Origin of the sequence: 'Nostoc azollae' 0708 (assembly GCF_000196515.1) — a bacterium.
GTDB classification, from domain to species: Bacteria; Cyanobacteriota; Cyanobacteriia; order Cyanobacteriales; family Nostocaceae; genus Trichormus_B; species Trichormus_B azollae.
Genome location: NC_014248.1, coordinates 2,826,172 through 2,850,865, shown reverse-complemented (window position 1 = coordinate 2,850,865; position 24,694 = coordinate 2,826,172). Strand labels below are relative to the sequence as shown.

Annotated in this window: 26 protein-coding genes and 5 pseudogenes; 17 read left to right on the top strand and 14 right to left on the bottom strand. The window is 38.0% G+C overall.

Going from position 1 to position 24,694, the window contains the following annotated elements:
• Positions 1 to 248 precede the first annotated feature (248 nt).
• The 3 genes from AAZO_RS26705 (at position 249) to AAZO_RS26695 (ending at position 1,727) form a co-directional block, all read left to right on the top strand.
• Positions 249 to 575: a helicase C-terminal domain-containing protein gene (locus AAZO_RS26705; RefSeq protein WP_049790711.1), complete on the top strand. Its 327-nt coding sequence runs from the start codon at positions 249 to 251 to the stop codon at positions 573 to 575.
• A gap of 27 nt (positions 576 to 602) precedes the next feature.
• A complete protein-coding gene (locus AAZO_RS26700; RefSeq protein ID WP_144031295.1) occupies positions 603 to 983 on the top strand; it encodes a hypothetical protein in 381 nt (126 codons plus the stop codon).
• A gap of 282 nt (positions 984 to 1,265) precedes the next feature.
• Positions 1,266 to 1,727, top strand: a complete 462-nt coding sequence (locus AAZO_RS26695) for a hypothetical protein (RefSeq protein WP_049790709.1) — start codon at positions 1,266 to 1,268, stop codon at positions 1,725 to 1,727.
• Positions 1,728 to 2,486: 759 nt separating this feature from the next.
• On the opposite strand, the gene AAZO_RS13185 is transcribed toward AAZO_RS26695, so the two are convergent.
• Together AAZO_RS13185 and AAZO_RS13180 are read right to left on the bottom strand one after the other, a co-directional pair.
• Positions 2,487 to 3,617, bottom strand: a complete 1,131-nt coding sequence (locus AAZO_RS13185) for an aldo/keto reductase (RefSeq protein WP_013191641.1) — start codon at positions 3,615 to 3,617, stop codon at positions 2,487 to 2,489.
• Between the two features lie 244 nt (positions 3,618 to 3,861).
• Complete coding sequence (locus AAZO_RS13180) at positions 3,862 to 4,359, bottom strand: bifunctional nuclease family protein (protein ID WP_013191640.1); 498 nt, start codon at positions 4,357 to 4,359, stop codon at positions 3,862 to 3,864.
• A 579-nt stretch (positions 4,360 to 4,938) separates the two neighbouring features.
• Here AAZO_RS13180 and AAZO_RS13175 point away from each other — a divergent pair.
• Positions 4,939 to 5,616, top strand: coding sequence for a riboflavin synthase (locus AAZO_RS13175; protein ID WP_013191639.1), 678 nt, complete (start codon positions 4,939 to 4,941; stop codon positions 5,614 to 5,616).
• A 142-nt stretch (positions 5,617 to 5,758) separates the two neighbouring features.
• Here the strand turns inward: AAZO_RS13175 and AAZO_RS13170 are convergent, their stop codons facing one another.
• Complete coding sequence (locus AAZO_RS13170) at positions 5,759 to 7,348, bottom strand: M23 family metallopeptidase (protein WP_013191638.1); 1,590 nt, start codon at positions 7,346 to 7,348, stop codon at positions 5,759 to 5,761.
• 37 nt (positions 7,349 to 7,385) lie between these two features.
• The gene (locus AAZO_RS13165; protein WP_013191637.1) at positions 7,386 to 8,198 is read right to left on the bottom strand and encodes a biotin--[acetyl-CoA-carboxylase] ligase; all 813 of its coding nucleotides are present in this window, start codon (positions 8,196 to 8,198) and stop codon (positions 7,386 to 7,388) included.
• A gap of 77 nt (positions 8,199 to 8,275) precedes the next feature.
• Between AAZO_RS13165 and pgeF the strand changes: the two genes are divergently transcribed.
• From pgeF to AAZO_RS33790, 3 genes are all read left to right on the top strand, one after another.
• Positions 8,276 to 9,052 carry a peptidoglycan editing factor PgeF gene (pgeF, locus tag AAZO_RS13160; RefSeq protein ID WP_013191636.1) on the top strand — a complete coding sequence of 259 codons (777 nt, stop codon included), beginning with the start codon at positions 8,276 to 8,278 and terminating at the stop codon, positions 9,050 to 9,052.
• 593 nt (positions 9,053 to 9,645) lie between these two features.
• Positions 9,646 to 9,861, top strand: coding sequence for a hypothetical protein (locus AAZO_RS13155; RefSeq protein ID WP_041640406.1), 216 nt, complete (start codon positions 9,646 to 9,648; stop codon positions 9,859 to 9,861).
• Positions 9,862 to 9,871: 10 nt separating this feature from the next.
• The gene (locus AAZO_RS33790) at positions 9,872 to 10,006 is read left to right on the top strand and encodes a histidine kinase dimerization/phospho-acceptor domain-containing protein (protein ID WP_144031293.1); all 135 of its coding nucleotides are present in this window, start codon (positions 9,872 to 9,874) and stop codon (positions 10,004 to 10,006) included.
• 90 nt (positions 10,007 to 10,096) lie between these two features.
• On the opposite strand, the gene AAZO_RS38220 is transcribed toward AAZO_RS33790, so the two are convergent.
• Positions 10,097 to 10,315 (bottom strand): hypothetical protein, encoded by a 219-nt coding sequence (locus tag AAZO_RS38220; protein WP_013191635.1) that lies wholly within the window; start codon positions 10,313 to 10,315, stop codon positions 10,097 to 10,099.
• A 148-nt stretch (positions 10,316 to 10,463) separates the two neighbouring features.
• Positions 10,464 to 12,073 (bottom strand): annotated as a pseudogene (locus tag AAZO_RS43755) (IS1634 family transposase).
• 252 nt (positions 12,074 to 12,325) lie between these two features.
• Here AAZO_RS43755 and AAZO_RS26690 point away from each other — a divergent pair.
• The 3 genes from AAZO_RS26690 to AAZO_RS13130 all read left to right on the top strand — a co-directional run bounded on the left by AAZO_RS26690 (position 12,326) and on the right by AAZO_RS13130 (position 13,127).
• The gene (locus AAZO_RS26690) at positions 12,326 to 12,544 is read left to right on the top strand and encodes a hypothetical protein (protein ID WP_049790708.1); all 219 of its coding nucleotides are present in this window, start codon (positions 12,326 to 12,328) and stop codon (positions 12,542 to 12,544) included.
• A gap of 111 nt (positions 12,545 to 12,655) precedes the next feature.
• On the top strand, positions 12,656 to 12,832 hold the full coding sequence (locus tag AAZO_RS41390; RefSeq protein ID WP_081462781.1) for an ATP-binding protein: 177 nt from the start codon (positions 12,656 to 12,658) through the stop codon (positions 12,830 to 12,832).
• Between the two features lie 115 nt (positions 12,833 to 12,947).
• Positions 12,948 to 13,127, top strand: coding sequence for a hypothetical protein (locus AAZO_RS13130; protein ID WP_013191634.1), 180 nt, complete (start codon positions 12,948 to 12,950; stop codon positions 13,125 to 13,127).
• A gap of 11 nt (positions 13,128 to 13,138) precedes the next feature.
• On the opposite strand, the pseudogene AAZO_RS13125 reads toward AAZO_RS13130, so the two are convergent.
• Positions 13,139 to 13,634: pseudogene (locus tag AAZO_RS13125) on the bottom strand (Uma2 family endonuclease).
• Positions 13,635 to 13,682: 48 nt separating this feature from the next.
• Here AAZO_RS13125 and AAZO_RS30280 point away from each other — a divergent pair.
• Positions 13,683 to 14,491, top strand: a protein-coding gene (locus AAZO_RS30280; protein ID WP_228371185.1) for an IS5 family transposase whose coding sequence is annotated in 2 segments (ribosomal slippage) — positions 13,683 to 14,019 and positions 14,019 to 14,491 — 810 coding nt in all. Because the reading frame shifts where the segments join, the coding sequence is not laid out codon by codon here.
• Between the two features lie 7 nt (positions 14,492 to 14,498).
• Here the strand turns inward: AAZO_RS30280 and AAZO_RS38195 are convergent.
• From AAZO_RS38195 to csaB, 5 genes and pseudogenes are all read right to left on the bottom strand, one after another.
• Positions 14,499 to 14,582: pseudogene (locus AAZO_RS38195) on the bottom strand (Uma2 family endonuclease); the annotation flags it as partial.
• 33 nt (positions 14,583 to 14,615) lie between these two features.
• Positions 14,616 to 14,936: a hypothetical protein gene (locus AAZO_RS26685; RefSeq protein ID WP_013191631.1), complete on the bottom strand. Its 321-nt coding sequence runs from the start codon at positions 14,934 to 14,936 to the stop codon at positions 14,616 to 14,618.
• Between the two features lie 72 nt (positions 14,937 to 15,008).
• Positions 15,009 to 15,248, bottom strand: coding sequence for a hypothetical protein (locus tag AAZO_RS26680; protein ID WP_013191630.1), 240 nt, complete (start codon positions 15,246 to 15,248; stop codon positions 15,009 to 15,011).
• 185 nt (positions 15,249 to 15,433) lie between these two features.
• Positions 15,434 to 15,694 (bottom strand): hypothetical protein, encoded by a 261-nt coding sequence (locus tag AAZO_RS13105; RefSeq protein WP_041640400.1) that lies wholly within the window; start codon positions 15,692 to 15,694, stop codon positions 15,434 to 15,436.
• 92 nt (positions 15,695 to 15,786) lie between these two features.
• Entirely contained in the window at positions 15,787 to 16,833 is a 1,047-nt protein-coding gene (csaB, locus tag AAZO_RS13100) for a polysaccharide pyruvyl transferase CsaB (protein ID WP_013191628.1), read from the bottom strand.
• Between the two features lie 40 nt (positions 16,834 to 16,873).
• On the opposite strand from csaB, the gene AAZO_RS13095 reads away from it, so the two are divergent.
• The 3 genes from AAZO_RS13095 (at position 16,874) to hisA (ending at position 18,500) form a co-directional block, all read left to right on the top strand.
• Positions 16,874 to 17,209, top strand: a complete 336-nt coding sequence (locus AAZO_RS13095; protein ID WP_013191627.1) for a DUF2499 domain-containing protein — start codon at positions 16,874 to 16,876, stop codon at positions 17,207 to 17,209.
• Positions 17,206 to 17,496, top strand: coding sequence for a DUF3593 domain-containing protein (locus AAZO_RS13090; RefSeq protein ID WP_013191626.1), 291 nt, complete (start codon positions 17,206 to 17,208; stop codon positions 17,494 to 17,496). Before AAZO_RS13095 ends, AAZO_RS13090 begins: the two co-directional genes overlap by 4 nt.
• A 230-nt stretch (positions 17,497 to 17,726) precedes the next feature.
• On the top strand, positions 17,727 to 18,500 hold the full coding sequence (gene hisA / locus AAZO_RS13085; protein ID WP_013191625.1) for a 1-(5-phosphoribosyl)-5-[(5-phosphoribosylamino)methylideneamino]imidazole-4-carboxamide isomerase: 774 nt from the start codon (positions 17,727 to 17,729) through the stop codon (positions 18,498 to 18,500).
• Positions 18,501 to 18,832: 332 nt separating this feature from the next.
• Here hisA and AAZO_RS13080 read toward each other — a convergent pair.
• Together AAZO_RS13080 and AAZO_RS13075 are read right to left on the bottom strand one after the other, a co-directional pair.
• Positions 18,833 to 19,946, bottom strand: a pseudogene (locus AAZO_RS13080) (hypothetical protein).
• Between the two features lie 106 nt (positions 19,947 to 20,052).
• Positions 20,053 to 21,027 (bottom strand): annotated as a pseudogene (locus AAZO_RS13075) (hypothetical protein).
• A 508-nt stretch (positions 21,028 to 21,535) separates the two neighbouring features.
• On the opposite strand from AAZO_RS13075, the gene AAZO_RS13070 reads away from it, so the two are divergent.
• From AAZO_RS13070 to phoU, 3 genes are read left to right on the top strand one after another with little or no spacing between them, the layout of a single operon-like run.
• Positions 21,536 to 22,288, top strand: coding sequence for a winged helix-turn-helix domain-containing protein (locus tag AAZO_RS13070; RefSeq protein WP_013191624.1), 753 nt, complete (start codon positions 21,536 to 21,538; stop codon positions 22,286 to 22,288).
• 53 nt (positions 22,289 to 22,341) lie between these two features.
• Positions 22,342 to 23,673 carry a sensor histidine kinase gene (locus AAZO_RS13065; protein WP_013191623.1) on the top strand — a complete coding sequence of 444 codons (1,332 nt, stop codon included), beginning with the start codon at positions 22,342 to 22,344 and terminating at the stop codon, positions 23,671 to 23,673.
• Positions 23,674 to 23,702: 29 nt separating this feature from the next.
• A complete protein-coding gene (gene phoU / locus AAZO_RS13060; RefSeq protein WP_013191622.1) occupies positions 23,703 to 24,368 on the top strand; it encodes a phosphate signaling complex protein PhoU in 666 nt (221 codons plus the stop codon).
• Positions 24,369 to 24,694: the final 326 nt, after the last annotated feature.

The window sequence follows — 24,694 nt, the reverse complement described above, 5'->3', positions numbered from 1 at the left end:
AGAATGGTTTAATCGGAAAAAAGAGCGCGATCTTGTAATAAAGTTACATACAGGGGGTGGAAAAACCCTTGGCTAAGATCAGTGATGATAGTGCTATCATTCGTACATTTGATTCTGATTATAATTCAGTGGCCAAGCCTATTACATCCAACTCATGAGCTGGTGTGAGTGAACGAATGATTCTCGCTCCAGAATTGATGTTTCCTATGGATAATATACAGCATATTCTCTAGAATATAGCTAAATGGATGGCTGATGAACAAAAAGAAGGAACTGTAATTCTGACACCATCTAAGGAAACTGATAATTTATGGCAAAATGTGGCAACATTTGCTGATAACACTGATTATGTTAAGGAACTTCAGGATGGTAAATCACGAGGTCTATTTGTATTTTCTAATCGTTACGATGGAATAGACCTTCCTGATTCTAGCTGTAGACTATTGATTATCTCAGGATTGCCTTTTGGTAGCAGTGAATATGAGCAACATAGAGCAAATACATTTGCAGGTGGTTCTGAATTTAGTAGTGCTTTAGCTCAACCTATTGAGCAATGTATGGGACGAGGTGCGTGAGGAGCAGGTGACTATTGTGTAGTAATTGTGACGGGCAATGATATGGCCGCATGGCTAGGGCGTTATGAACAATTCTTGACTAAAAGTACACGCGCTCAGTTTCAAATGGGACAAGAAATTAGTAAAAGTATATCTGATAACAAAGAGTTGCATGAAACTATAATGAAGTGCTTAATAATGAATTGCTTAACTCGTGATACAGATTGCATTGAGTATCATGCAAAATCTTCAGCCATTCTTACAGAATCTATTGAACAAGAACAAAGCTCATTGACTCAAGCTAAAACCGAAAGAAAAGGATTCCAGTTAATGCGTACTGGTTATTTTGATAAAGCAATATCTAAGTTAGAAGATTACTGGGAGAACACAGAAAAAGTTGACCTAACAAGTAGAGGCTGGTTAAAATAATTAGCTGCTCGTGCTGCACATTCTTGGGAAAGAACTGATTTATCTCAAAAATATCAAAAGCAAGGGTATCCAGATAATCCTAGTTTATTACGTCCTAAAATTATTCCCTCATACGTCCAACTGACACAACTAGGTAAGCAAGCTGAAGAAATTGTTAGTCAAATTATTACTTACAAAAGCCTCAGACGTGGTTATACTCGATGGTTTAATCAAGAGGTTTCGCATTTAGTTCCACAAGCATCTGCTAATCAATTTAAGCAAGCACTAGAAAGACTTGGCACTATGTTGGTTTTTGTGTCACAAAGACCAGAGAATATTTATGGTATTGGACCTGATCTTCTTTGGTTACTCAACGAAAATTTAGGATTAGTTATCGAAGCCAAAAGTCGTAAACACCCGAAAAATCCTTTAAATAAGGATAATTATGGTCAATTATTAACATCTGTAGAATGGTTTAAGAAAGAGTATCCAAATTACAAATATATAGCTGTCTCGGGTCATCAGAACATTAATATAACCAAAGCCATAGTCACTAATGATGGTTCTAAAGCATTAACACAAGATCAGTTAAATCAGCTTATTACTGATACTAGACTTTTACTAAAAAAACTATGCGAATCAAATGTTTCTGACGATGCACTTGTTATTAGATGTGAGAACCTACTGTCTACTTCTTCGTTAAAACCCGAGTTATTGATAGAGGAATATCTTGTAAAATTTGCATCTGATACCAACAGAAATTGATGTAATTTAATTACAGCGTATAATTTCAAAATCCTTAATTTATCGATGGAAACCAATCAAAATCAGGTAGCTTTATCGCGTATCTTTTGACATTGCCCGGGTTTGTACTGAGAGGTGCAAGATATGAGTAAACATAAAGCTGATAATGCAAATCAAACTAGGAGCAAGGTTTAAACTTTTTAAACCTTGCTCCTTTTTATTGAATCATGTTATTTATAAATGAATTTATCGACCAATTATGTTGTGTTTTAAATCAAAAGCTAACATTACAACAATAATTTTAATTTCTATGTCACTACAGCCAAAATATTGTTTATTTTCTCGATCTTGCTTATCAAGCTCTCAATTGATATACATAAATAGCAATAGAGAATTTACGGCAATTATAAATTCCCCAGTTAAAAAACACCGAATATAAAAGTGTTATAATAATGGTTTAACGAATTTCCAAAGATATAGGAAAGTCAAACATGAAAGTTAGAGGTATAAAACGTGGTCAAAACATTACATTGAAATCCTAGAATAAATTAATAACATTCGAGATGGAACAGAAATAGTATTAGATTTAGATTTTATTAGGAAGCAAATTTCCGAACCACAATTATCTTTAACAGCAGAGGAAAAATTAGCTAAATTAAATAAATTTATGGTATATGGGAAAATCAACCTGATTTAACAGAAACATTTGCAGAAATTGACTAACAACGCCATACTTACCCTGCTTTTACTGCTCATTGCTGATTGCTAACTCCTGCTATATTAACCCCACAATCTTCTCCCAGCTTTCCCATTTAATCTTTCATGGGTATCTGCTAACAAAGCCGGAATATCTAAACTACCAGGACATTTAGGTAAACATTCACCGCATTCTATACAACGATTTCCCTTCATTCCTGGAAACCAATGACCAGCATTTTCAAACATTCCATAACGATATTTGCCATAATCGTTCATATCATAAGCTACAGCTAAATTTCTTAATCTTAAAACTTCAGGAATATTGATATTCTCAGGACAAGGTAAACAAGCATAGCACTGACTACATTTATCAGTTCCTAAAACCTGATTTTGCTGATTTTCTAATTTTTCAAAAACACTAATTTCTGCTGCTGTTAATTCACCAACATCATCAGCAACTTCTAAAGGTGCAATTAATTCTTCTGGAGTTGCAGCACCTAAACTCAAGGTTGTAATGCGGTTATCACTCAACAAAAACCGATAATTTAATTCTAAAGGTGTAAATGGCTGACAGAGTTCTTTTAAAGTTCCTGGTGGTGTATAAAGTCTTCCTCCCTTATCAGCAGGAGAAATAATAAACACACCCATATCTTTTTCAATTACTGCTTGAATAGCTGAAGTATTTCGTTGGAGAAAATAATAATAATGTAGATTGATAAATTCAAATAAATCTGTATTGATTGCTGCCAAAATTATATCTAAACCACCATGTGTAGAAAAACCAATATGTTTGACTCTGCTATCATTTACTGCTTCTTTTACAGCTTGCATACAGCCGTTTTTGGATTGTACCCATTCTAAATGTTCTCTAGTATTTAAACCATGAATAGCCAAACAATCGAGATAATCTAAATTTAACCGGTTTAATGACTCATCAATACATTGACGCATGGTGTCAGCATTAGCACAGGGGGGAATTTTGGTGGTGATATATAACTGATTTCGCGGTACTGATAAACCACGTTTTATTGCTGCACCTAAATACTCTTCACTTTTTCCATAACCTCTAGCTGTTTCTACGTGATTAATACCTAAAGATAAAGCTTTTTCAATAGTTCTATGGGCATTTTCCGCGTTAGCTAAATAACGCATTGTTCCTAGAGAAAAAACCGAGAACTGTAAATTAGTTTTACCAAAACGTCGATATTGCATAAAGTCAGAGAACAGAGAACAGAGAACAGAGAACAGAGAACAGAGAACAGAGAACAGAGAACAGAGAACAGAGAACAGAGAACAGAGAACAGAGAATAGAGAATAGGGAATAGGTGACAGGTGACAGGTGACAGGTGATAGGTAACAGATAGAAAATTATTCTCCCCAATCTTCCTCATCTCCCCAATCTTCCTCATCTTCCCCACCTCTCTACACCCTACACCCCACACCCTCTTCTTTTTTCTTAACCGTCACCATTACCAAATCGCTTGATCAAGTCTTGAGGACGAAGATTAGAAATAAATTCGCGGAAGGCTTGTTGTTCAGCTTCATCAGCATCACGATCAACGGGTATAGAGGCATCGGCTACTACTTCTTCCATCACCCAAATAGGGGTATTTGTACGCAAAGCAATAGCGATCGCATCACTAGGACGAGAATCAATTTCTTTTTTTACTTCGCCATGCTGAACAATCAAAGCTGCGTAAAATGTATCCTTTTGCAAAGAATGAATAATCACCTTTTCTAAGGTCATATTCCACGCTTCCAAGATATTCACCATCAGGTCATGGGTTAAAGGTCTAGGAGGTTTTTGATGCTCCATAGCACCCATAATAGCTCTCGCTTGTTCCTGACCTATATAAATTGGTAAAGCCCTACGATCTGAACTATCTTTCAGGAGTACAATCGGACTGCGGGTTATGGCATCTAATGCTATACCAGCGACTTTCATTTCAATCATTGGCTAACCCTCAAAAATCCTTTAATCGCTTGAGTGCTATGTGGTAAATAATACCTTTGAAAAGGTTTATTTGGGACAGAAGTAAACATAGGGCTTTTCTTCTCTATAATTGCTTCTATTAAACTCCGAACTTGTAGTGAACACCAGATTATGTCAAATTCACTAAATAGAAAAGTTTTCGGTGAAGACTGGGAATAGGGGTTAAGAAAGACACTTTTAAGTTTTTCGGCTTTATCAAAAGATATTTAGGTAAATAGTGAATCTTTTGTGATCAAAGATTCACTTTGCTCTGTCTAAATAACTTTTGAGTGTCAATCAGAAAAGCTGACTATTCCCCATAGACTATACTCCAAACCTTAGCGGAACATATAACTTTATCATCTACTGAAATTGCTCTCCCAATATAATAAGCATCTTACCCAAGTATGCCTTGAGATTGATGCGAATGTGTGACTGTTCATCTACCAAAAAAAAACAGGTTATAAATTATCTGCAAAAGTTTTACATTTTTGGTCGTAATTACTCAGTTAATTTCAGCCAAAATTAAGCAATAAATAGAGTTACCTTGGCAGAAAAACCGTGTTTACAGGATTAATTCAAGGATTAGGAACAATCAAACCCTTATCGAAGGATTCTTGGCTGATAAATTTTATCAGCCATTCGGATGCAATTATGCAAGATTTAACTTATGGTGACAGTGTAGCGGTAGATGGGGTATGTTTAACAGTCGAAGAAATTTTAAAAGATGGCTTTATCGCCACCGCTTCGCCAGAAACCCAGCGTCGTACAACTTTGGGTAGAGAAGAAATCCAAGCCAGATATGTCAACCTAGAAACGTCGCTGCGAGTGGGTGGAAAAGTCGGCGGCCATTTTGTTATGGGTCATGTAGATGGGATTGGTCAATTAATCTCAGCATCACAAACTGCTACTTCTTGGGAAATGACCTTTGCTGCACCGGATGCGATCGCTCGCTATATCGTCCCTAAAGGTAGCATCGCCATCAATGGTATTAGCCTCACTGTAGCCAGATATCAACACGAACACTCCCAGTTTACAACAGCAGTCATTCCCCTCACATACTCCGAGACAAATCTCAGCCATTTAGTCCCTGGTAGTTGGGTGAACTTAGAAGCAGATATCTTGGGTAAATATGTCGAAAAATTCGTTTATCCCCGCAACCAACACAATCAAGATCCAGATCAAGCTGAATTGGATGTAATTACACCCGCATTCTTAACAGAACACGGGTATTTGTAGAGAACAGGGAACAGGGAATAGAGAACAGGGAACAGGGAATAGAGAACAGGGAACAGGCAAAAGGCAAAAGGCAGAAAGTATTATTCTCCCCATCTCCTCTGCTCCCCTAATTTTTTCACTATCACCTGTCACCTGTCACCTGTCACCTAACCCCTATCTTGCTTGTGTTGCTGAGGCCAGCTTGTAGTTGTACACCAGGGTCAACAGCAACCCAACCGTTTTGGGTCAGGTGGCGGACTTCAAAGTGCAGGTGAGGGCCTGTAGAGTTGCCAGTGCTGCCGACTCGGCCAATTACAGTTCCTGGTTCTACCGACTGACCAGGACTGACAAAGATTTCTGACATATGACCATAGAGGGTTTGTTGAGCAGAATTGTGATTAATAGTTACTGCTAAACCATAGCCACCCATCCAGTCAGCAGTATCCACTTGACCTTTAGCCGCTGCCAAAATTGGTGTCCCTGTGGGCGCACCCAAGTCTGTACCAGCGTGGAAACGTCTATCCCCAGTAATGGGATGAACCCGCCAACCAAATACAGAAGTAATGGGTGCAGCAAAAGATAAAGGAAACATCATTCCCGACCCGCTACGGTAACCTAAGGTGTTACTATAAGGTATTTGTGGTAAAATCGATGCCAGCGCAAAATCATAGGAAATAGTGCTGACACGGGGTGCCACATTATCGTCAGCCATTGGTGGTGGTAAAGTACCAAAACTGGGGGCGATAGGTGTCCCATTCACTATTGTAGTCGGTGAAAATTCGCTGGGATTAGGAATAAACCGATTAGGGCGGTATGCAGTTTTTGTATGACTGCTAGAACCAATGTTGGTATTACGCCAACTGGTATTATTATTCACAGCACTAGCAACAGTCTTAACCACACTGGGAGTTGCTGATTTGGACTCAGCCGCTACTTTCTCGAATCTGGGTGCTTTTTCCAAACTAGCAGTTTCGCTTTTTTGAATCCAAGTGGGTGCTGTTTTCTTGGGAGAATCAGCCACACGGGGACCATCAATAGGTTTTTTACCGCAAGCACCAGCAGCAATTTCTTTTTGTGAGAAAACTGCTTGACAACCACCACCACGTTCTGTAGTTGTTACAGAACTGGGAGCTTCATACTTAGCAGTTGGAGTATTGTTGTAATCTGTAGGGTCAACTAAGGCGTTATTGTAATCTTTGTTTTTCCCTGCGGTTGTCCTGCTACCAGTATCGTTGGAGTTATTCGGTGGTTGAGCCACTTCTGAGGGTTTTTCAGCTACTGAATTAGCCGGAGTTTCAACTTTGGGTTCAGACGTTCTCTCCGTGACTTTAGATTCATAATTCTCCACTTTGGGTTCAGACGTTCTCTCCGTGACTTTAGGTTCAGAATTCTCTACTTTGGGTTTGGAAGTTCTGACTGGTTCTGCTGATTGGGAAACTTGTGTCTGATGGAGTTTCTTTTTGAGTCTGACTCGTCTTTCAGCAAAATCTGGCTCTGATGGTGTAGCTTCAGCAGCAGTCTCTTTTCTCCTTGTATCTTTAACAACTATTGGCCGGGAATTCTCAATAGTGGGAACGATGTTATCTACTGATGATTCCGTTTGAGCAAATACAAGGCCACCACTAAGGAGGCTAACACTACTCAACCAACCAAGGCTCTGTGCTGATAATGTAGACGCAAAGCGTCTCTTTATTAAACCTTGAGTCCGCAAATCATCTAAGCGGTTATCGGCAGATTTATGGCGCTGCGTCATTTGTTCTCTCAGTTGTGTGTAATTAAGTCTAAAAAAGTTAAACAGAAGATTTACAGTAGCCCAAACTGATTGTACCTGGTTCGACAGAAATTTCTGGTGTGATCAGTTCCTTCGAATCATATCCAGCCATTCTTAAGCGGAGATTTCCTTCGGGTGATACCCCGACTACAGTTCGTAAAAGATTATTCACATACACTTCATCACCCATGTTTATCAGTAAATCAATATAACGAGACAACAGTATGACTATTCCTTCGATGTTCAAACACTCTAGACCGGATTCTATTCCTAGTAAAACTGTGGCTGTGAGCATTTCTAAGTTAGGAATGGGCTGAAAATGCTGGGAATCTTGCCACGATTCTAGATTGATGCCGGTTTCGGGTACTGGGTTAGCCCAGTTAATACCAACACCAATCACTGCTTGGGTAATTTGTCCTTTGTGGATTTTAGTCTCAGTTAAAATGCCACCTAGTTTGTGGCCATCCAATACTAAATCATTCGGCCATTTTATCCCTACACTCACATTACACTTTCGTAATTGTGATGCAATTCCCCAAGCACTGGCTAAGGTTAATTGGTAGCTCTCAGTAGCTTCTAGTTTAGGAGTGATGGCCACCGACAGATATAGACCACCAGAAGGAGATAACCACTGTCTTCCCCATTGTCCCTTACCTGCGGTTTGTTGGGTGGCAATAACGACAGTTCCTGGTTTTTTTCCTTGGTTAAGTAGATTCCACGCAGTTTGATTAGTTGAGGTTAAGCTGTCAAAAATATGTAGAGAAAATGGTAAATATGGATATTCTCGCCCTGCTTTGAGGACATTTACCACGAGTTGCTGATCAAATTCCACAGCCGTTCCCCTAAATGCGGTTATTCAAGTTAACATTGATTGGCGGTTTTCAATTTTTTGTTGAGGTTAGGTGAAAGATGCACACTTGGCATTGGCACAATTGGGAAGGTCTACCTTACCTTACTTGTAATCTCTTAGAACTTTGGCCCCACGGATTTTTTACACAACAATTTTGGCCACGTCTACCGCACGAGTTGACAAAGGTTTTGCAACCAGAGGCTTTAGCTTATCGTTTAAAACAGGTGCATGGCAATACTGTTTTGACTCCCCAGGAGGTAGATAGGCATTTACTAAATAGTAATGATAATTTGGCTTTGGCAGATGGTTTGATTAGTGAGCGACCTTTACAAGCGATTTGGGTAGCCAGTGCTGATTGTACACCTGTGCTGATTGGTGATGTTGAAATCGGTCAGGTAGCAGCTTTACACGCAGGGTGGCGGGGTACAGCAGCAAAGATTGTCCCCCAAGCTATTAATAGAATGCAGTCCCAAGGCAGCAAGCTGGAAAATTTGCGAATTGCAATGGGTCCAGCAATAACCGGAGAAGTTTACCAAGTTCCCGTGGAAGTGGCTGCGGAAATTGGAAGGACTATTATACCACATGATGACTCAGAAAGAATAGTTAATGCTTTACATCGTTTACCTGATTCGCCTTTATTTGCAGATCCAGAACCAGGAAAGGTGCGTTTAGATGTACGTCGGGTGAATGCTTTACAGTTGGAACAATTGGGAATTAGTGAAGAACAAATTGCGATCACACCCTATTGTACTTATCAAACTCCTGAGCATTTCTTTTCTTACCGTCGGGAAAAGGAGAAAAAAGTACAATGGTCAGGAATTGTTAGTTTATCTTAGAAAAATCAAATAACAAGTAACAGGGTTAAGAATTTTTTTGTTTCTGATTTTTATTAATACCTACGGTATATTGATAGGTTAGCGTTAGCCTTGCTTTAGGACTATAGTTAATGTCCCAACTACTTTGCCAGTTGCTATATCTGATTGCCATTGATATAGTAGTCCTATTTGCTCGTTGAACAAATTACCTATAGATCTACCCTATTTCTGCTCTATTCCCTATTTTTTGCTTCAACGAATAAGTAAGTGGGCGTTAAAAATTGTCGTTATGACAAGGCAAGAGGTGAACCACCACGGTCTTGGGGAGCCACTGCGGTGGAAGGGTTTCCCGGCATAAAGCAAGTAGCGTGGTTTCCCCCATGTAGGCGCTTCGCCTTCCCACAGGGTGCGGCTGGAGAACCCAAAGGGCAATAGGCAAAGGTGAAGAGGTTTTCAGGCTAATTTACATTTTGTAATATACTTTAGCGGTGGAAAAACATACAAAAGAAATGATTTTTGAAGCTAAATCTAATGCTTTTGCTGCCCGCAGTATTTTTGAACTATTTAATGGACAAATCCCTGAATATATTTATAAATAACCTGCATTAAATCCCATGAATCAAACTGGATTAATTCCTGGAGTAACAATCAAGGTTGATGATCAGGGAAGTGATGAACTAGCGAGAATAGCGAAGATATTTAACATCATGGCTGATTCTCTTGATGATGCTTACAGTAATTTAGAACATAGAACAGAACGTAGCGGTAATAATCTCAGAATTAGAACAGACATTACAAGAATTGAAAATCGCCCAAACATAATTAATTAAAACTGAAAAAATGTCTAATTTAGGACAATTACTAGGGGGTATTACCCATGAGGTTAATAATCCTCTCAGCTTTATTAATGGAAATATTAATCATGCAGGAAAATATATTAATGACTTATTGAAACTAGTAGATATTCTTCAATAAGCATATTTTCATATAGATTCTAATTTTCAAAAATATCTTCAGGAAATTGGTTTTGATTTTCTTTCTGAAGATTTGCCTAAGTTATGGAATTTAACCCACATTCCGCACCCTAAACTGCCACAGAGAGAAATTACGGAGAGAAAAAATCCAAGGGAGCATAAAAACAAACATATGCAGTGAAAAAAGGCATTGGAGAAACAGTAAAGCACCAAAAATACCATCAAAAGCTATTCTCAATAAGGAGCAATAAGAAAGAACACCGCCCAGAGCAGTCAACAGATAAATGAAGATATTCAAGAGATAAATCATAACTTGGAATAATAGATTGAAGTAAAAAAAGAAATTCCGCACATAGTAAAATAGAGCTATAAATCAAAGAGATTAGGTTATTTTCTGATAGAAATTAAATTAATAGAGAGAAAAACTAGGTAACTAATTGATAGGATGCAAAACAATGCTATGGTAAAAGATTCACAATGAAATCTCTCTCTTGAGTCCAGTTATAGATGTGTTTTTATTGGTTAAGTGTAACTAAATGAATAGACTGAAAGCATGGAAAAATCCAGCGTAAAGTGGGGCAGTCAGTTGGTTTGCCCAATTGATTTTCAACTGTTGATTTAGACTCTCTCAAAGGGGTTCTAATTTGTCGTTGCCCTAAAGTATAAACCAGCATACATAAACCAATAATTATTCCCAGGGACTCTATTCTCTCTGGACTTTTTAGGAAAATACTGTCTGCAAAAAATAATGGGTCTTTGACAAAAGCAAACCCTCTCTCGCAAGACTGTTGAGCTTTATTTACATTGAGCTTTATATTCACTCAAGATGGAGTCATGGGTAAGTTCATTTGAATCCAAAAGGTTTGTAGCAATAATAAAAGGCCCTGCCCTCAGAAATTCTGTATTAATTTTACTTTCATTCTGGGAGAATGTAGCTGATATTTCATAGGATATCTCTCCTGAACTATCTTTTCTCTTAGATTTGATTTGAGTAACTTTACTCTGGTTAATTTGGTGATATTTGAATTGTTGTAATAGTTTAGATAACCCCTTGATAGCATCAGCTTCACAAGCAAATTTTTCTGGTGATAACTTTTTGAAATCTTGCACAGCTTTTGATTGTGCCTTGGTAATTTTTTGTGAGAGTTTACCCAGGTCTGATTCTCTTCTTTCTTGACTTTGCACTACTAACCATCTTTGTTCTATTCCTGGATAATTTACTGTTTTTGAAGCTAGTTTATATCCGGGTAAGTTACTATCAACAAATTCTGGTTCTGGTAATGTTGATATTCATCATTGTGCTGATTGTACGCTTAATGGCACTGGACATAACCAGCTTAAATCTGACATCATTTTCAGATTGGATTCTGTATATAAGGCCCAGTCTACTACTATGAGACTGTTAACTTTTAATTGTTTTTGGTACTCTACTGCTATTTTACCAAAGCATGATGAATCTGCTTGGTTTCCCGATGCTAGTTTTAAAAATATATATTGGTATGTCTCCATCTCCTGAACATATCATTTCTATGATGGACTGTTTTAACTCCGCTCTATGGTGACCAGAATAACCGTAGGTGATGGTTATTTCTTTTGGTGATTTTACTGCTAATTCTTCTATTTCTTGATTATTTCCTACTTTTTGACTCTCAAATATTACTTCTGGTAAGCTGGTATTATATTGCAAATGTATGTGCATTTATGATGAGTCTAGCTCCCCTGCTCATAGGGATACTCCAAATTTTTGGGCTGCTTTTAAGGCGACAATAAAAAATATTCTATCCAATCCTTTTATAAATAGTTCATCCATGACTCTCCCCAGTTTATCGTCCTTGAGATATTCTGGTTTTACTCCTGGTCCTATTAGATACTCACAGGCGATTGTTTCAAAATATTGGGGAAACATATATAAGGGTTTTTATACAAATCCTAACCCGTTGATTATCATGGCTCTTACTACATGACCCGGACTTACTTTCTCTCCAATTTCAAGGATTATTTCTACTACTCCTATGGCGTCTATTATTCCTGCTACTATGCCTAAATGGTCTAGGTTTTGAATTTCCATTTTTTGAAGCTTTGATTTCACAACAGAATTATCCACAACTCCTGTTGTGATTAAGTCATTTCTTCTTCTGTTCTAATTTGATTTTTAAATCATTAAATTTTCTTTTCTTTTATCTTCTTTACAAAACTTTATTCTCTCAGTCTATTGCCATTTTCATGATACTTATTCTTATTAAGCCTTTTCTTCCTTGCAGGAGCTTTAGTTATTGTGTACTACTATCTGCGACAGTTATGGTGCGGAAGGTGGGATTTAATGAAAATAGCGAGTGAGCGCATCACCGAAATAGTCATAACTTTAATAAATGTTTATCTTTTAGACCAAGCGGAAATCAAGTCTGTTAATCTTCATAAAGGGATTGATAGCACTTTAGTAATTTTGCAGCATCGTTTAAAAGCGAACTTAAATCATCCAGAAATTGCATTAACTAAAGAACATGCTAATTTGCCTCTAATTGAATGTTATCCGGGATAACTCAATCAAGCAAGAATTTATGAATTCGCTTAGTAATACCATAGATGCTGTTCTGTCTCAGTTTGAAAACATATTACCAATAATGGAACAGGATAAAATTGCCATCCTCAAATTCTAATTCATACAAAATTTGTCAACTCTGATTTTTTAATAGTTGAAATTTCCGATGATGGTGCTGGTATGAATGAACAGGTAAAATCACAAATCTTTGATCCATTCTTTACAAATAAACCCATCGGTAAAGGGACAGGTTTAGGATTATCTATTAGTTATAAAATTCTTGTATAAAGACATCAAGGACTGATTTTGTACGAATCATAACTAGGAAAAGGGACAACGTTTTGTCTTCAGGTTCCAGTTACACAACTAGTAATAATTCAGGAGTCAGGAGTCAGGAATCAGAATGTTTGAGAAATTGGTTAATTATCAAATAGGTATTTTTGGCTTTAGCCTGGAAAAGGCAATTGGTAGAGAAAAGGTAGCTTGGGCAGCAAAAAGTTCTCCCTTGATGGACATTGATAATAATCAATCACCAAGTTTTTGTTATTTTCGAGATAAGCTTCCCTATTTCAGTGGTGAATAATATTTTTGTATTTATCCCCAGACTATTTGCAAGTTCAAAATAAATCCTGGTAAAACATCTTCTCGTGATGAATTTCAACTTGACGCATTTTCCGCTTAATTAACCAACCTAATTTAACTCTATTCATTATTGATATATTCTGGCATTTTTGTTTGCGTTCCCTGCAAACTATCACTGCGTGACATTAATTCTAAAACAAAATCTGGTGCAATTGGTAAGAAATTTTCCTGTTCTTCCGATGTGAGTGCATCTTTCTTTTTTGATCCAACCTACATCAGGAGAACGATTTGCACCATTAGGAAGTTTAACACAGGTGGAAGAATCGAAACAAACTCCTAGTTTAGTTTGACGATTCCAAAACATAAAGTCTGCTGAAATTTCAATATTACGTTTTCCCGTTCCTCCTCCTGTTGGTGATATTATCAATATCTCTCCTTTTGCATTGGGTTCAAATTTGACTTCAGAGGCTATTGATAAAGTAAATGTAAAGGGGAGTAGAAAAGGAATATTGGAAGGATAGGATACATAAAATGTAGTGTATTTACATAGCTAATCATGGCACGAAAGTCTTACCCCACAGACTTAACTGATATGGAGTGGGAAATCCTGGCCCCATTGATTCCACCAGCCAAAGAAGGAGGGCATCCACCCACAACAGATATGGGTGAAATATGTAATGCCATCTATTTTCATTTGAAAACTGGATGTCAATGGAATATGCTTCCAGGTGACTTCCCGCCAAGGTCAACGGTATATAGCTATTACAGTAAATGGCAGGGCCAGGGGGTTTGGGAAAAATTCAACCATACATTGGGTGGTCAAGTTCGCTCGAAATTAGGTAAATCAACACAACCTATTGCGCTCGCCGCAGACAGTCAGTCGGTCAACACTGACCAAAAAAAGGGGATGTGTATGGTTTTGACGGATGTAAAAAGGTAAAAGGAAGAAAGGGGCATACTTTAGTTGATAGCCTGGGACTTGTGTTGAAAGTTGTTGTTAGTGAAGCGAATGCCCCAGAACGAATACTTGCTGCCTATGCACTAATGGAACTGCTAGAGGAACCCACAGAATTATTGGAAAAAGTTCAAGTTTTATGGGTTGATTCCGGTTATGACGGTGATAAATTTGCACTTGCAGTTTGGTTCCTGATTCAAGCTCATGTTGAAGTCATAGGACCTACTGAGCAAGAATTTAAAGTTTTACCACAACCCTGGGTAGTAGAAAGAACATTTGGGTGGTTTAACCAATATCATCGTCTAAGCAAGGATTATGAGCGTCTAACACAAATGAGCGAAGGGGCTATATATGCTCTTATGACTAGAATTATGCTACTTCCTCTTGTCTCCTCAACATTTACTTTATAAATCATCTCTCAGGGTTTTCTCGACAGAGTTGATAAAATTGGTTATCGGTAACTTGGATAATGGGGTTTAAATTGACAGTGATTGCTGTCAACTTAAACCCCATTAGGGATGATATGAACTTTACCTAAACTATAAAATCAGTTGTATGTTTTGTGGCACTACTTGAATTAGTTATACTTAATCCAGGATCAAATTTCAATTTGATTGTGCAACTATATCTATCTAAAGCATCTTGAATATCTGGATTATCAAATTCTTTAGAGTTTCTATTAATAAAACAGCGTTGCCGTTCACTTGATTTGCTTAAATGATCAACAACTGAAGCATAAACAATAGCATCTTGGGGTCTCAAGTCAAGTTCAGACTGATATCTCATAACTGCCGTTAGTATCTTGACTGTCACAGGAATAACTTGGCTAACCGTTAATAACTTATCTACAACCATTTGGAATCTTTGCTGTTCTTCTTTCGCACTATTGACTAAAAACTGAGTAATCTCTTGAAAAGTATTTACCTGCTATTGGTAAGGTAGAGAATGGCCAAGCTGGTTAAGCTCATCTCTCAAATTATGTAATAATTTACCGCGTATTTTTTCTCTGCAAATCAGCGTTTCATAAGGTTCTGTTAAACTGAATGCGGGTAAAATCAAATTGATTCGTCCCGATTCTGCTAAGTTTAACAGTTGTTGACAACTTTCCTGTTGCTCCTGAAGTAGCGCCAGTTCTAAAACAAAATTCGTTTCTACATAAACACCCATTGCAATTAAACCAGTTCCTCCAATTTTAGATTGCCGTGGTGAATATTATCAAATAAACCTGAATTTACTCCCAGACAATATGGATTGTCTGGGAGTAAATTCATAGATGGTAGTGTTAATACTTGATGAAGCTAAGCTGAAACTATTATCTCAAATTCTTCGCTACTAATGTCATATTCTGAGGTCTATTTTATAGGGGAATAAGGCTTAAGAAAACGATCAGTATCCATTTCATAATCTGCCTCTCTCAAATCAATAGATAAGCCTTTATCTTTCCACAAATAAAATTTGTCTGGGAGTGCTAACAGAAAAAAATGTGCTTCTGGCAGTAAACCATGAGAATACATATTGCGGCGCATTTTAGCTGCCAAAATTTTAGATGCACCACGTTTATTTTTAGCTTCAACTAACATTTGAAAATGTCTATTCTTTCCATGTACTGCCATGTCCGCATAATACATATACAACCTCGTAATCAGGGGATAAAAAACTATGTTTATCTATTCTCTAGTAGAAGTTTATATCTCTTTCTAAAATTTCATTTTAGCACTTCCTTCAGTAATTCCCGATGTAAAAAGGCTCCATTTATCAAAGATTGTATTTTATCCGATGACAAAGATTCACTATTTTGATAATGTTCAATCCAAATTTTACTAATTACATTTGCATCATCTGGTAAATTTTCTAAATTCCATCCAGGAATAGCTAAATTTTCCATTAAGCGGTTGATTTTGGGGTCATAACTCAAAGCAAAACAACGACAACCTTCACTAGCTGCCATAATTAAACTGTGTAGACGCATTCCTATGGCCATTTCTACACCACGAAATATACCTTTTAAAAGTTGTGGATCTTCCGCACAGATAATTTTACTCAGATCTTTTAATTGTGATTGAATCTTTTCGGAAATCCCTAAATCTTCACTTTTTTGAAATGGTAATATTAAAATAAATGCTTGTGTAGCTTGTTGTAAATCAACTAAAGCAGCAATTAGCTTTGCTAAGCGCGTTTCTGTAAGTTGGGGATGATTTCTTAAAGTAACCGCAATTCTTGGTTGTGGTAAATATGCTAATCTAGGTACTGGCTTAGACTCTAACGCCCAAACCGGATCTGGTGCAAGGATATAAGGTATACCCCAATCTGATAATAAAGCAGCACTATTACGATCGCGCACACTAACTTGACTACAACCAGCAAAATTCCGCTTTGCTAACCAACGAGTTTGAGGACGCAATAAAGGACCTATTCCCTGTGCCCAAGCCACAGTTTTTAAACCCATGACTTGAGCGATCGCCATTAATCCGCCATAATAAAAAGGGCTAATGGCACTAGTCGCATCCTGCATTAAACTTCCACCACCCCAAATGAACGCATCACAAGAACGCAAAGTTTTGATTACCTGTAATAACTCCATGCGGTTATAACTTTCTATACCATAACGCCGATGAGTTTCTTCAGGATTTCCAGAAAGCACAACAGGGGTTACATCAGGTGGTAGCATTTGCAGAAGTGTGGCTAACAAAGCCTCATCACCACCATTACCCTTACCGTAATACCCAGACAACAAAACACGCATCTTCACCATTTTGAATTTTGAATTTTGAATTTTGAATTTTGAGTTGCTTATGCACGCCCTTTCTATTCCCACCTGGATTATTCACGTTTCTAGCGTCATTGAGTGGATAGCCGCTATTTGGTTAATCTGGATTTATGGTGAACTGACAAAAAACCGCAGTTGGTGGGGATTATCCTTTGCCATGTTACCAGCTTTAATCAGTGCTATGTGTGCTTGCACTTGGCATTATTTCGACAATGCAGAATCTTTAGAATGGTTAGTCACCCTACAAGCTACCATGACATTAGTGGGTAATTTTACCCTTTGGGCAGCAGCAGTATGGATTTGGCGTTCTACCAAGTCTGCAAATACAGTTGAGGCAAAAACTATCAAATCAGAGCAATGATATCAAAGGAAACCCTTTTCGCCCTTTCTCTATTTCCCTACTTGGGTTTCTTGTGGTTTATCAGCCGCAGTCCACAAATCCCTCGTTTAGGCCTATATGGATTTTACGGCACTTTGGTATTTGTCACCGTCACCATCCCCGCCGGTATCTATGCCAAAGTTGCTTATGGAGAAGCTTTAGCCAATATAGACTGGTTACATGGTGGTGCAGAGGTATTTTTAACCCTTTCCAACATTTTACTGGTCTTAGGTTTTAGTAAAGCAGTGCAGGAATTAAGGAATAGGTAACAGGTGGCTAGGGACTGGGGAAGATGAGGGAGATGGGGAAGTAATTTTCCTAATGCCTAGTGCCCAATCACCAATCACCAATCACCAATCACCAATCACCAATCACCAATCACCAATCACCAATCACCAATCACCAATCACCAATCACCAATCACCAATCACCAATCACCAATCACCAATCACCAATCACCAATCACCAATCACCAATCACCAATCACCAATTAAAAATTATGGAAGTAATACCAGCAATTGATTTATTAGAAGGTCGTTGTGTACGACTATACAAAGGCGACTACGGACAATCGCAAGTATTCAGCGAACACCCTGTGGAAGTTGCGAAAATGTGGGCAGACCAAGGTGCAACGAGATTACACTTAGTTGATTTAGATGGTGCTAAAGCAGGTAAAATCGTTAACCTAGTAGCAATTGAAGCTATCAGTAATGCTATTTCAGTACCAATTGAAGTAGGTGGAGGATTGCGCGATCGCTCTAGTGTACAACAATTATTTAATCTCGGTGTACAATGGTCAATCCTGGGAACAGTCGCTGTAGAACAACGCCAGCTAGTCCAAGAACTTTGTCAAGAATTTCCCCAACAGATTATCATCGGTATAGATGCCCGTAAAGGACTAGTAGCAACTCGCGGTTGGTTAGAAACCTCAACAGTTTTAGCTACCCAACTCGCTACCCAAATGCAAGAATTAGGTGCAGCAGCCATCATTTACACTGACATCAACCGTGATGGTACCCTAGAAGGCCCCAACTTAGACGCATTACGAGAACTCGCTGCAGCAATTTCCATACCTGTCATCGCTTCTGGTGGTGTTAGTTCTGTCACCGACTTGTTGAGTTTATTAGCCCTAGAACCCCAAGGTGTCACAGGTGTAATAGTTGGTAAAGCCTTGTATACAGGGGATATTGATCTGAAAGAAGCATTACGTGCGATCGGATCAGGACGCATTCAAGATATTCCACCCAATCTAAATCTTTCTAGCTTCGCTTGATTTAGTCTCATCAGTAATATATCATAGACTTCTAGAATGATTTATCTCCCTAGTGTAGGTAAAATAGTTAATAACTTTACAGATAAATCTAATGTCTAACCAGAAAGTCAACTCCAATCAAAATTCCCAAAAAGCACAAATAAACAAAACTGCTAAAAGCAAAAGACCACAACCACCCAACGGACTAGGAAAACCAAAGACAGAATAAATCAATTGAAAATTCAAAATAGTGCCTCCGGCAGCCTACCGCCAACAAAATTCAAAATAAATGTAGAGTCGCAAGTATAATCACATCTCTACATTTGTTTTAATAATGGGATGTTCCCCCTACTTTATTTATTCTTTACCTGACTCTTAGCCTGTTCTAAAGCTATTTCCTTAATAGCCTGATAAGAATTGAGATTAGAAGTTCCTTCAATGGCTTTAATAGCCAAATCTTGAACTTGTTTTAATGCCGATTCTAATTGTTATGATAGATTTTGTAATCGTGTTTCCTGATTAGTAATAGTTAGTTCTAAAGATTGCAACCTTTCTTCATAAAAACGCTTTTTTCCTTCCACTTCTTTTTCTTTAGCATACAAATCAGCCTTAACCTTAGCCTGATAACTGGCAATACCTTTACCTTCTTCCGTAGCTTTTTTAATAGCTGCTTCTTTCTCTTTGGGAAAAGCTTCTACCTTAGTCTTCAATTCTTCAAATTGTTTTTCCCGCTCAGAAATAGCTTTTTCTCTTACAGTCCATTGTTTTTGCGTTTCTTGTTGCAATTCTCTGAATTCTTTATATATATAAAAACTTCTCCTGTTGTGCATATTCATCACTGGCTAATTTTCGCTGGAGTTCTAAATCATATTTATACTCGGCTGTATCCCGTTGTCTAGTCCTATTCAGATTATCATTGCGTTCTTTAATTATCCGTTGCTGTTCTTCCTGTTCCTTTGTCGAAGTATTCTTAAGTTCTAATATTTCTTGCGATAAAACTTCATAACGTTCGTTATACTCTTCGTGATAAGCCTTTTCATTATTATCGTAAGACTCTAAGACTCAATGAGAGTATCTAAAATATCTTCAGATATCTCTAAATTATGCAGTTGCACTAATTGTTGAATTTCATTGTTTACAGATTCCCCAATTTGTGACAACCGAGAAGCTTTTGTACTTAACTGTTGCGATAATTCATTAGCAGCACTACCAAAGCCCAGTTGAATTTTTACCAAATTTTCAATGGTATTATTCATTTTTTGCTGAATACATACTATTAGGCTGTATCATAGCTATTTTAGGTTCTGTTTGAGCTTCTACTTTGGGCCTTTCTTTCGATACAGTTTGAGATTCCTTGTGTGCTTGTTCCAGTTGATTTTTCAAAGATGCTTGTTCTTTCGCTAACTCCTCATAAGCTTGAAGAATTTCGGGTTTTGTGTTTTTCTCAGTTGGCTTTTTAGCTGACATAATTAACCTGTAAAAAATTCAAAATACTTAACCTACAATTCAGCTAATTATCCTGTGTGATGGGTATCTTGCCCGTCCTAATTATGCAAGATTAATGTCAAAAACCTTATTTAGCATTATTGGAAGTGCTATTAAAAGCTCTCATTGCTAAGTCTTGGGCTTGGTTGAGCGCAGTTTGTAGCTGAGGTTGCTTCTGAATTGTTTCATCCAGAGATTGAATTTTAGCTTCATAACTGTGTTTAGTAGACTCCCATTCTTTTTCAAATAGATCAGCGTCAACTTTCGCTTTTTGACTGGTGTCTTTGATAGCTTATTCCGTGGCTTTTTTAATTGCTTCTTCCAGTTCTATCGAAAATGCTGTCACCTTCTGTTGATATTCCGGAAATAGAGGCTGTTTTTCAGTGAGATTTTTTTCTCGTTCTGCCCAGTCTTTATTTTTTTGTTATGTAGTTTCTTGTATTTCTAGTTCTAAGTTGCGTGTTTTAGCTTGATAGGTATCTGTATTAAGTTTGCGTGTTGTTTCTAATTTATATTGATATTCTTCCTGTTCCTGCTGACGTTCTTTAGCTAATAACTCATTGTAAGTTTGCAGTTTCTCCTCAAATCCTGCGTGTTATTTTTGCTATTCTTTACGTTTTTGAGCAATTTCCTTTTGTAAGGCTTACCTTCTATTAGTTTAGTAGTGTTTTGTTCTAAAATTCTTAATTTCTATTTATGCTCTTGAGTAAAAATATCTAAAGTATCGGCAACAATTCTAGTTCGCTGTAACTCTTGCAGTCGTTCGTTTACTTTCAATTACTATCGCTTGATTAAGTTCATCTAATTTAGAATTTTCTTGAGCTAATTTTTACGAAAGTGCATTAATAATGCAACCAAATTATAATTGTAAATCAGCTAAACCTTTAACAATACTATCAACGGTGTATGTAGACGCTGCTGTTAAAATTTCTTGGGTTTTGGCTTTTTCAGCTTCTTCTTGTTTTGTAGCTATTTTGGATTCTAGTTTTCTTCTTTCTGTACGAATTAGTTGAAATGCTTGCACTAATTGTTGTTTGCTGTCTTTGATTGTACCTGTGGTCATCAGTTTCAATTCCTATAAGAAGTGGTGATTACATGGGTAATAAAACATACGCTATGCAGATATGAGGGAAAGGGAGATGCGGGAGGTGAGGAGAGAAATCAATTCAAAATTTCTTTCTATGTCTCTTCTGTCTCCTGAACTTTTTAGTAGTATTACGTAGTATTACTCTTTAGTAGTATTTTCGTAGTAAGATTTTACTCAAGCAGTTTGTGATTGTCAAGAGAAAATCTCAGTTATCCGGGATAAATACGCAAAGTCGTGGAAAATACAGCAGGAGTCAGGAGTCAGGAGTAAAACTCTCTTGCTGTCTAGGTTTCAATTTAGATTCTGTACCTCATTGATCTGCAATCTGCTGTACTTGTCCGCTGGTTAGGAAATGTGATTTATGATATACTCAATTTGTCATATTCAATACAATCTGTGAAAAATAGATCCTCTGGAATCAATCTGGATGATGAGCAGTTACGGAATTCTCAATACAAGCACAGTTTCAAACTCTTGTGTTATAATGTATACTAGTCACTTAAGTAAATGTTCTGCTAAAGCGGATCTCGGTCAAACCAGCCGCATTCTAGTAGTTGAAGATGAAGAACTCATCCGGGAAATGCTAGTTCTGGCTTTGGAAGGAGAGGGTTATGAGATTATTACTGCTGCTGATGGCCGCGCAGCTGTGGAATTTCTCAAAAGTTGCGAATCTAATTCCGGGGAATCACCTTTTGATTTGGTGGTTTTGGATTTAATGCTACCGCAGATTAATGGACTCGATATTTGCCGCTTGCTGCGTCATCAAGGTAATGCTGTACCGATTTTGATGCTCAGTGCTAAGGGTAGTGAAACTGACAGAGTTCTAGGTTTAGAGGTTGGTGCAGATGATTACTTAACGAAACCTTTTAGTATGCGGGAGTTGGTGGCTCGCTGTCGCGCTTTACTGCGTCGTCAACGTTTAAGTAATTTGCCGCTGATACCTGTACTCAAGTATAAAGAGATTAGTTTAAATCCTCAAGAGTGTCGTGTGTTGGTTCGTGGCAAAGAGGTAAATCTATCACCAAAAGAATTCCGCTTGCTGGAACTGTTTATGAGTTATGCTCGTCGGGTATGGTCACGGGAGCAACTGCTAGATCAGGTTTGGGGTCCAGATTTTGTTGGTGATAGTAAAACTGTAGATGTTCATATCCGCTGGTTGCGGGAAAAGTTAGAGCAAGACCCCAGCCATCCAGAATATATTGTGACTGTGAGAGGTTTTGGCTATAGATTTGGCTAATTGGTAAATATAGTTGTTAGTTTTTAGTAATTACAAAATAACTAACGACTCAAATGCTTTTATTGGGATTTGTGCTGGGTTTGGCAGTGGGTTTTGGTTTTTGGCTTTGGCAACAGATTCAACTCAACAGGTATTTGGAGCGAGTTCTCCAGCCTCTGGGCTCCCATTCTGGTAAGATAGGGTTGCCGCTGCTTCCCTGCTTGCGACAGGAAATGTCAACTGTGAAGCAACAGCACCAAGATTTGCAGTTATCATTGCAAACCTATAAGGAACTGCTAGATTTTGCTCCGTTGGGATATTTGCAAGTAGATGAAGAAAACCAACTATTGTGGTGTAATCAGCAGGCTAGGGAAATATTACATCTTCACAGGTGGGAACCGGGACAGGTGCGTTTGTTGCTGGAGTTGGTAAGATCCTATGAATTGGATCAGTTAATTGAACAAACTCGTGATTGGCAAAAGCCGCAAGTGCGAGAATGGATTTTTCATCCTTCTCTTGATAATCCTAAGGCGATGTTGGAGTTAAAGCCTTTAGCTTTACAGGCTTTTACCTTGCCTTTGCCTCAAAGAGAGGTGGGAGTATTTTTAGAAAATCGTCAACCATTGCTGGATATGAATCACCAGCGTGATCGCTCTTTTTCTGATCTAGCCCATGAACTGAGAACACCTTTAACTTCCATTCGGTTGGTAGCGGAAACTCTGCAAACACGCTTAGAACCACCTTTAGACCGTTGGGTTAACCGCTTGATGCAGGAAGTTGACCGGCTGATTAATTTGGTGCAAAGCTGGTTAGAACTGACGGAAATAGAAACTAATTCGACGATGGTGCTGAATCTGGAATCGGTGGATGTGCGATCACTCATTGCATCGGTTTGGGAAACAATAGAACCATTAACACAAAATCAGCATTTAAGTATTTCTTATACTGGAACACAAAAGATCTGCATTCAAGCCGATAAATCCCGGATGTACCAGGTATTTGTCAATTTATTGGATAACAGCATTAAATACAGCCCTGCGGATACAACTATTTTCATTGAAATGAAAGTGATCTCAGTCAATGAATTTATTATGGGCGATCGTTTCTCTCAAGCCCTAGAAATTAATATCATAGATTCTGGTATTGGTTTTGCAACCACAGATTTACCCCATGTCTTTGAGCGGTTTTACCGAGGAGATAAAGCCAGACATCATGAGTCACTTCCCGAAGGGAAAACAATAACAGCAATTACAGGTAGTGGTTTGGGTTTGGCAATTGTCCAGCAAATAATCATTGCCCATGGTGGTATTATCAAGGCCATGAACCATCCAGACACCGGAGGCGCTTGGATACAAATTCAACTCCCTGAAGTCGTGGCAAACTCGCCAAGGCAAGATTATAGTTAAAAAATATTTTCAACTTTGAGATTAAAAATGTGAAAGCTGTCATTAATAATACCAATCCCGAAAATACTCCGCCTACACGAGCGATTAAGCGATTAGAACGTGATGTATTACGTATGGGAGCTTTAGTAGAACAGTCATTCCGGCTTAGTCACCAAGCCTTATTTGCCCGTGACCTAACAGCAGCTGAAGAACTTCCCAGACTAGATAAGAAAATAGATCGCTTTTATAGACAAATAGAATCTGACTGTACATCCATCATAACATTGCAAGCACCTACGGCTCAAGACCTGCGTTGTTTAAGTGCTTTTATGCAATTAGTACGGGATTTAGAGCGGATTGGGGATTATGCCAAAGATTTAGCCGAAATAGCCATTAAAATATTTCCTTATCCACCTCATGCTTCTCTACCAGAAATTGCACTCATGTCTAACAATGCCCAAGCAATGTTAGCAACCAGCTTACTAGCTTTAGCAGATTTAGATGAAATCAATGGTCGGCGGCTCAAGTATTTAGATGATGACGTAGATCATGCTTATAATCAATTATACCATACCCTAGCACACCAAAAAGATGTTCCAGGAGTAATTGAGCCAATTTTACTCCTAACATTAGCAATTCGCTGTTTAGAACGAATGGCAGATCACGCTACCAATATTGGCCAACGAGTAGCATATATAGTCACAGGACAACGGTAGTATCAGTTATTCAGTTATCGGGGTTTCAGTTATCGGGGTTTCAGTTATCGGGGTTTCAGTTATCGGGGTTGAGGAATGCGCCTTACCTTTACTCTTAATTTATCACTCTTCCCTATTAAGTATTCCGTATATTTCACCAAAAGCTTACCTGTTCTTAAACTTCCACTATTAGAGTAGATGGAAGATAGTTGACAAATATCTTCTATCTAAAACCTACAGCAGGAGTCAGGAGTAAAACTCTCTTGCTGTCTACGTTTCAATTTAGATTCTGTACCTCATTGATCTGCAATCTCCTGTATTATCCATAAATTTACTTGATTAAAGAT

What these genes read in the sequence shown, in the direction of transcription:
- AAZO_RS26690 (WP_049790708.1), top strand. Translation starts at nt 12,326, where the DNA reads ATGAAAATAGCGAGTGAGCGCATCACCGAAATAGTCATAACTTTAATA.
- AAZO_RS13095 (WP_013191627.1), top strand. Translation starts at nt 16,874, where the DNA reads ATGCACGCCCTTTCTATTCCCACCTGGATTATTCACGTTTCTAGCGTC.
- AAZO_RS13130 (WP_013191634.1), top strand. Translation starts at nt 12,948, where the DNA reads ATGTTTGAGAAATTGGTTAATTATCAAATAGGTATTTTTGGCTTTAGC.
- AAZO_RS26695 (WP_049790709.1), top strand. Translation starts at nt 1,266, where the DNA reads ATGTTGGTTTTTGTGTCACAAAGACCAGAGAATATTTATGGTATTGGA.
- AAZO_RS13170 (WP_013191638.1), bottom strand. Translation starts at nt 7,348, where the DNA reads ATGACGCAGCGCCATAAATCTGCCGATAACCGCTTAGATGATTTGCGG.
- AAZO_RS13070 (WP_013191624.1), top strand. Translation starts at nt 21,536, where the DNA reads ATGTATACTAGTCACTTAAGTAAATGTTCTGCTAAAGCGGATCTCGGT.
- AAZO_RS38220 (WP_013191635.1), bottom strand. Translation starts at nt 10,315, where the DNA reads ATGATTTATCTCTTGAATATCTTCATTTATCTGTTGACTGCTCTGGGC.
- AAZO_RS33790 (WP_144031293.1), top strand. Translation starts at nt 9,872, where the DNA reads ATGTCTAATTTAGGACAATTACTAGGGGGTATTACCCATGAGGTTAAT.
- hisA (WP_013191625.1), top strand. Translation starts at nt 17,727, where the DNA reads ATGGAAGTAATACCAGCAATTGATTTATTAGAAGGTCGTTGTGTACGA.
- AAZO_RS26705 (WP_049790711.1), top strand. Translation starts at nt 249, where the DNA reads ATGGCTGATGAACAAAAAGAAGGAACTGTAATTCTGACACCATCTAAG.
- AAZO_RS13155 (WP_041640406.1), top strand. Translation starts at nt 9,646, where the DNA reads ATGAATCAAACTGGATTAATTCCTGGAGTAACAATCAAGGTTGATGAT.
- AAZO_RS26685 (WP_013191631.1), bottom strand. Translation starts at nt 14,936, where the DNA reads ATGGTTGTAGATAAGTTATTAACGGTTAGCCAAGTTATTCCTGTGACA.
- AAZO_RS13185 (WP_013191641.1), bottom strand. Translation starts at nt 3,617, where the DNA reads ATGCAATATCGACGTTTTGGTAAAACTAATTTACAGTTCTCGGTTTTT.
- csaB (WP_013191628.1), bottom strand. Translation starts at nt 16,833, where the DNA reads ATGGTGAAGATGCGTGTTTTGTTGTCTGGGTATTACGGTAAGGGTAAT.
- AAZO_RS13065 (WP_013191623.1), top strand. Translation starts at nt 22,342, where the DNA reads ATGCTTTTATTGGGATTTGTGCTGGGTTTGGCAGTGGGTTTTGGTTTT.
- AAZO_RS13180 (WP_013191640.1), bottom strand. Translation starts at nt 4,359, where the DNA reads ATGATTGAAATGAAAGTCGCTGGTATAGCATTAGATGCCATAACCCGC.
- AAZO_RS13090 (WP_013191626.1), top strand. Translation starts at nt 17,206, where the DNA reads ATGATATCAAAGGAAACCCTTTTCGCCCTTTCTCTATTTCCCTACTTG.
- AAZO_RS26680 (WP_013191630.1), bottom strand. Translation starts at nt 15,248, where the DNA reads ATGGGTGTTTATGTAGAAACGAATTTTGTTTTAGAACTGGCGCTACTT.
- pgeF (WP_013191636.1), top strand. Translation starts at nt 8,276, where the DNA reads ATGCACACTTGGCATTGGCACAATTGGGAAGGTCTACCTTACCTTACT.
- AAZO_RS13105 (WP_041640400.1), bottom strand. Translation starts at nt 15,694, where the DNA reads ATGGCAGTACATGGAAAGAATAGACATTTTCAAATGTTAGTTGAAGCT.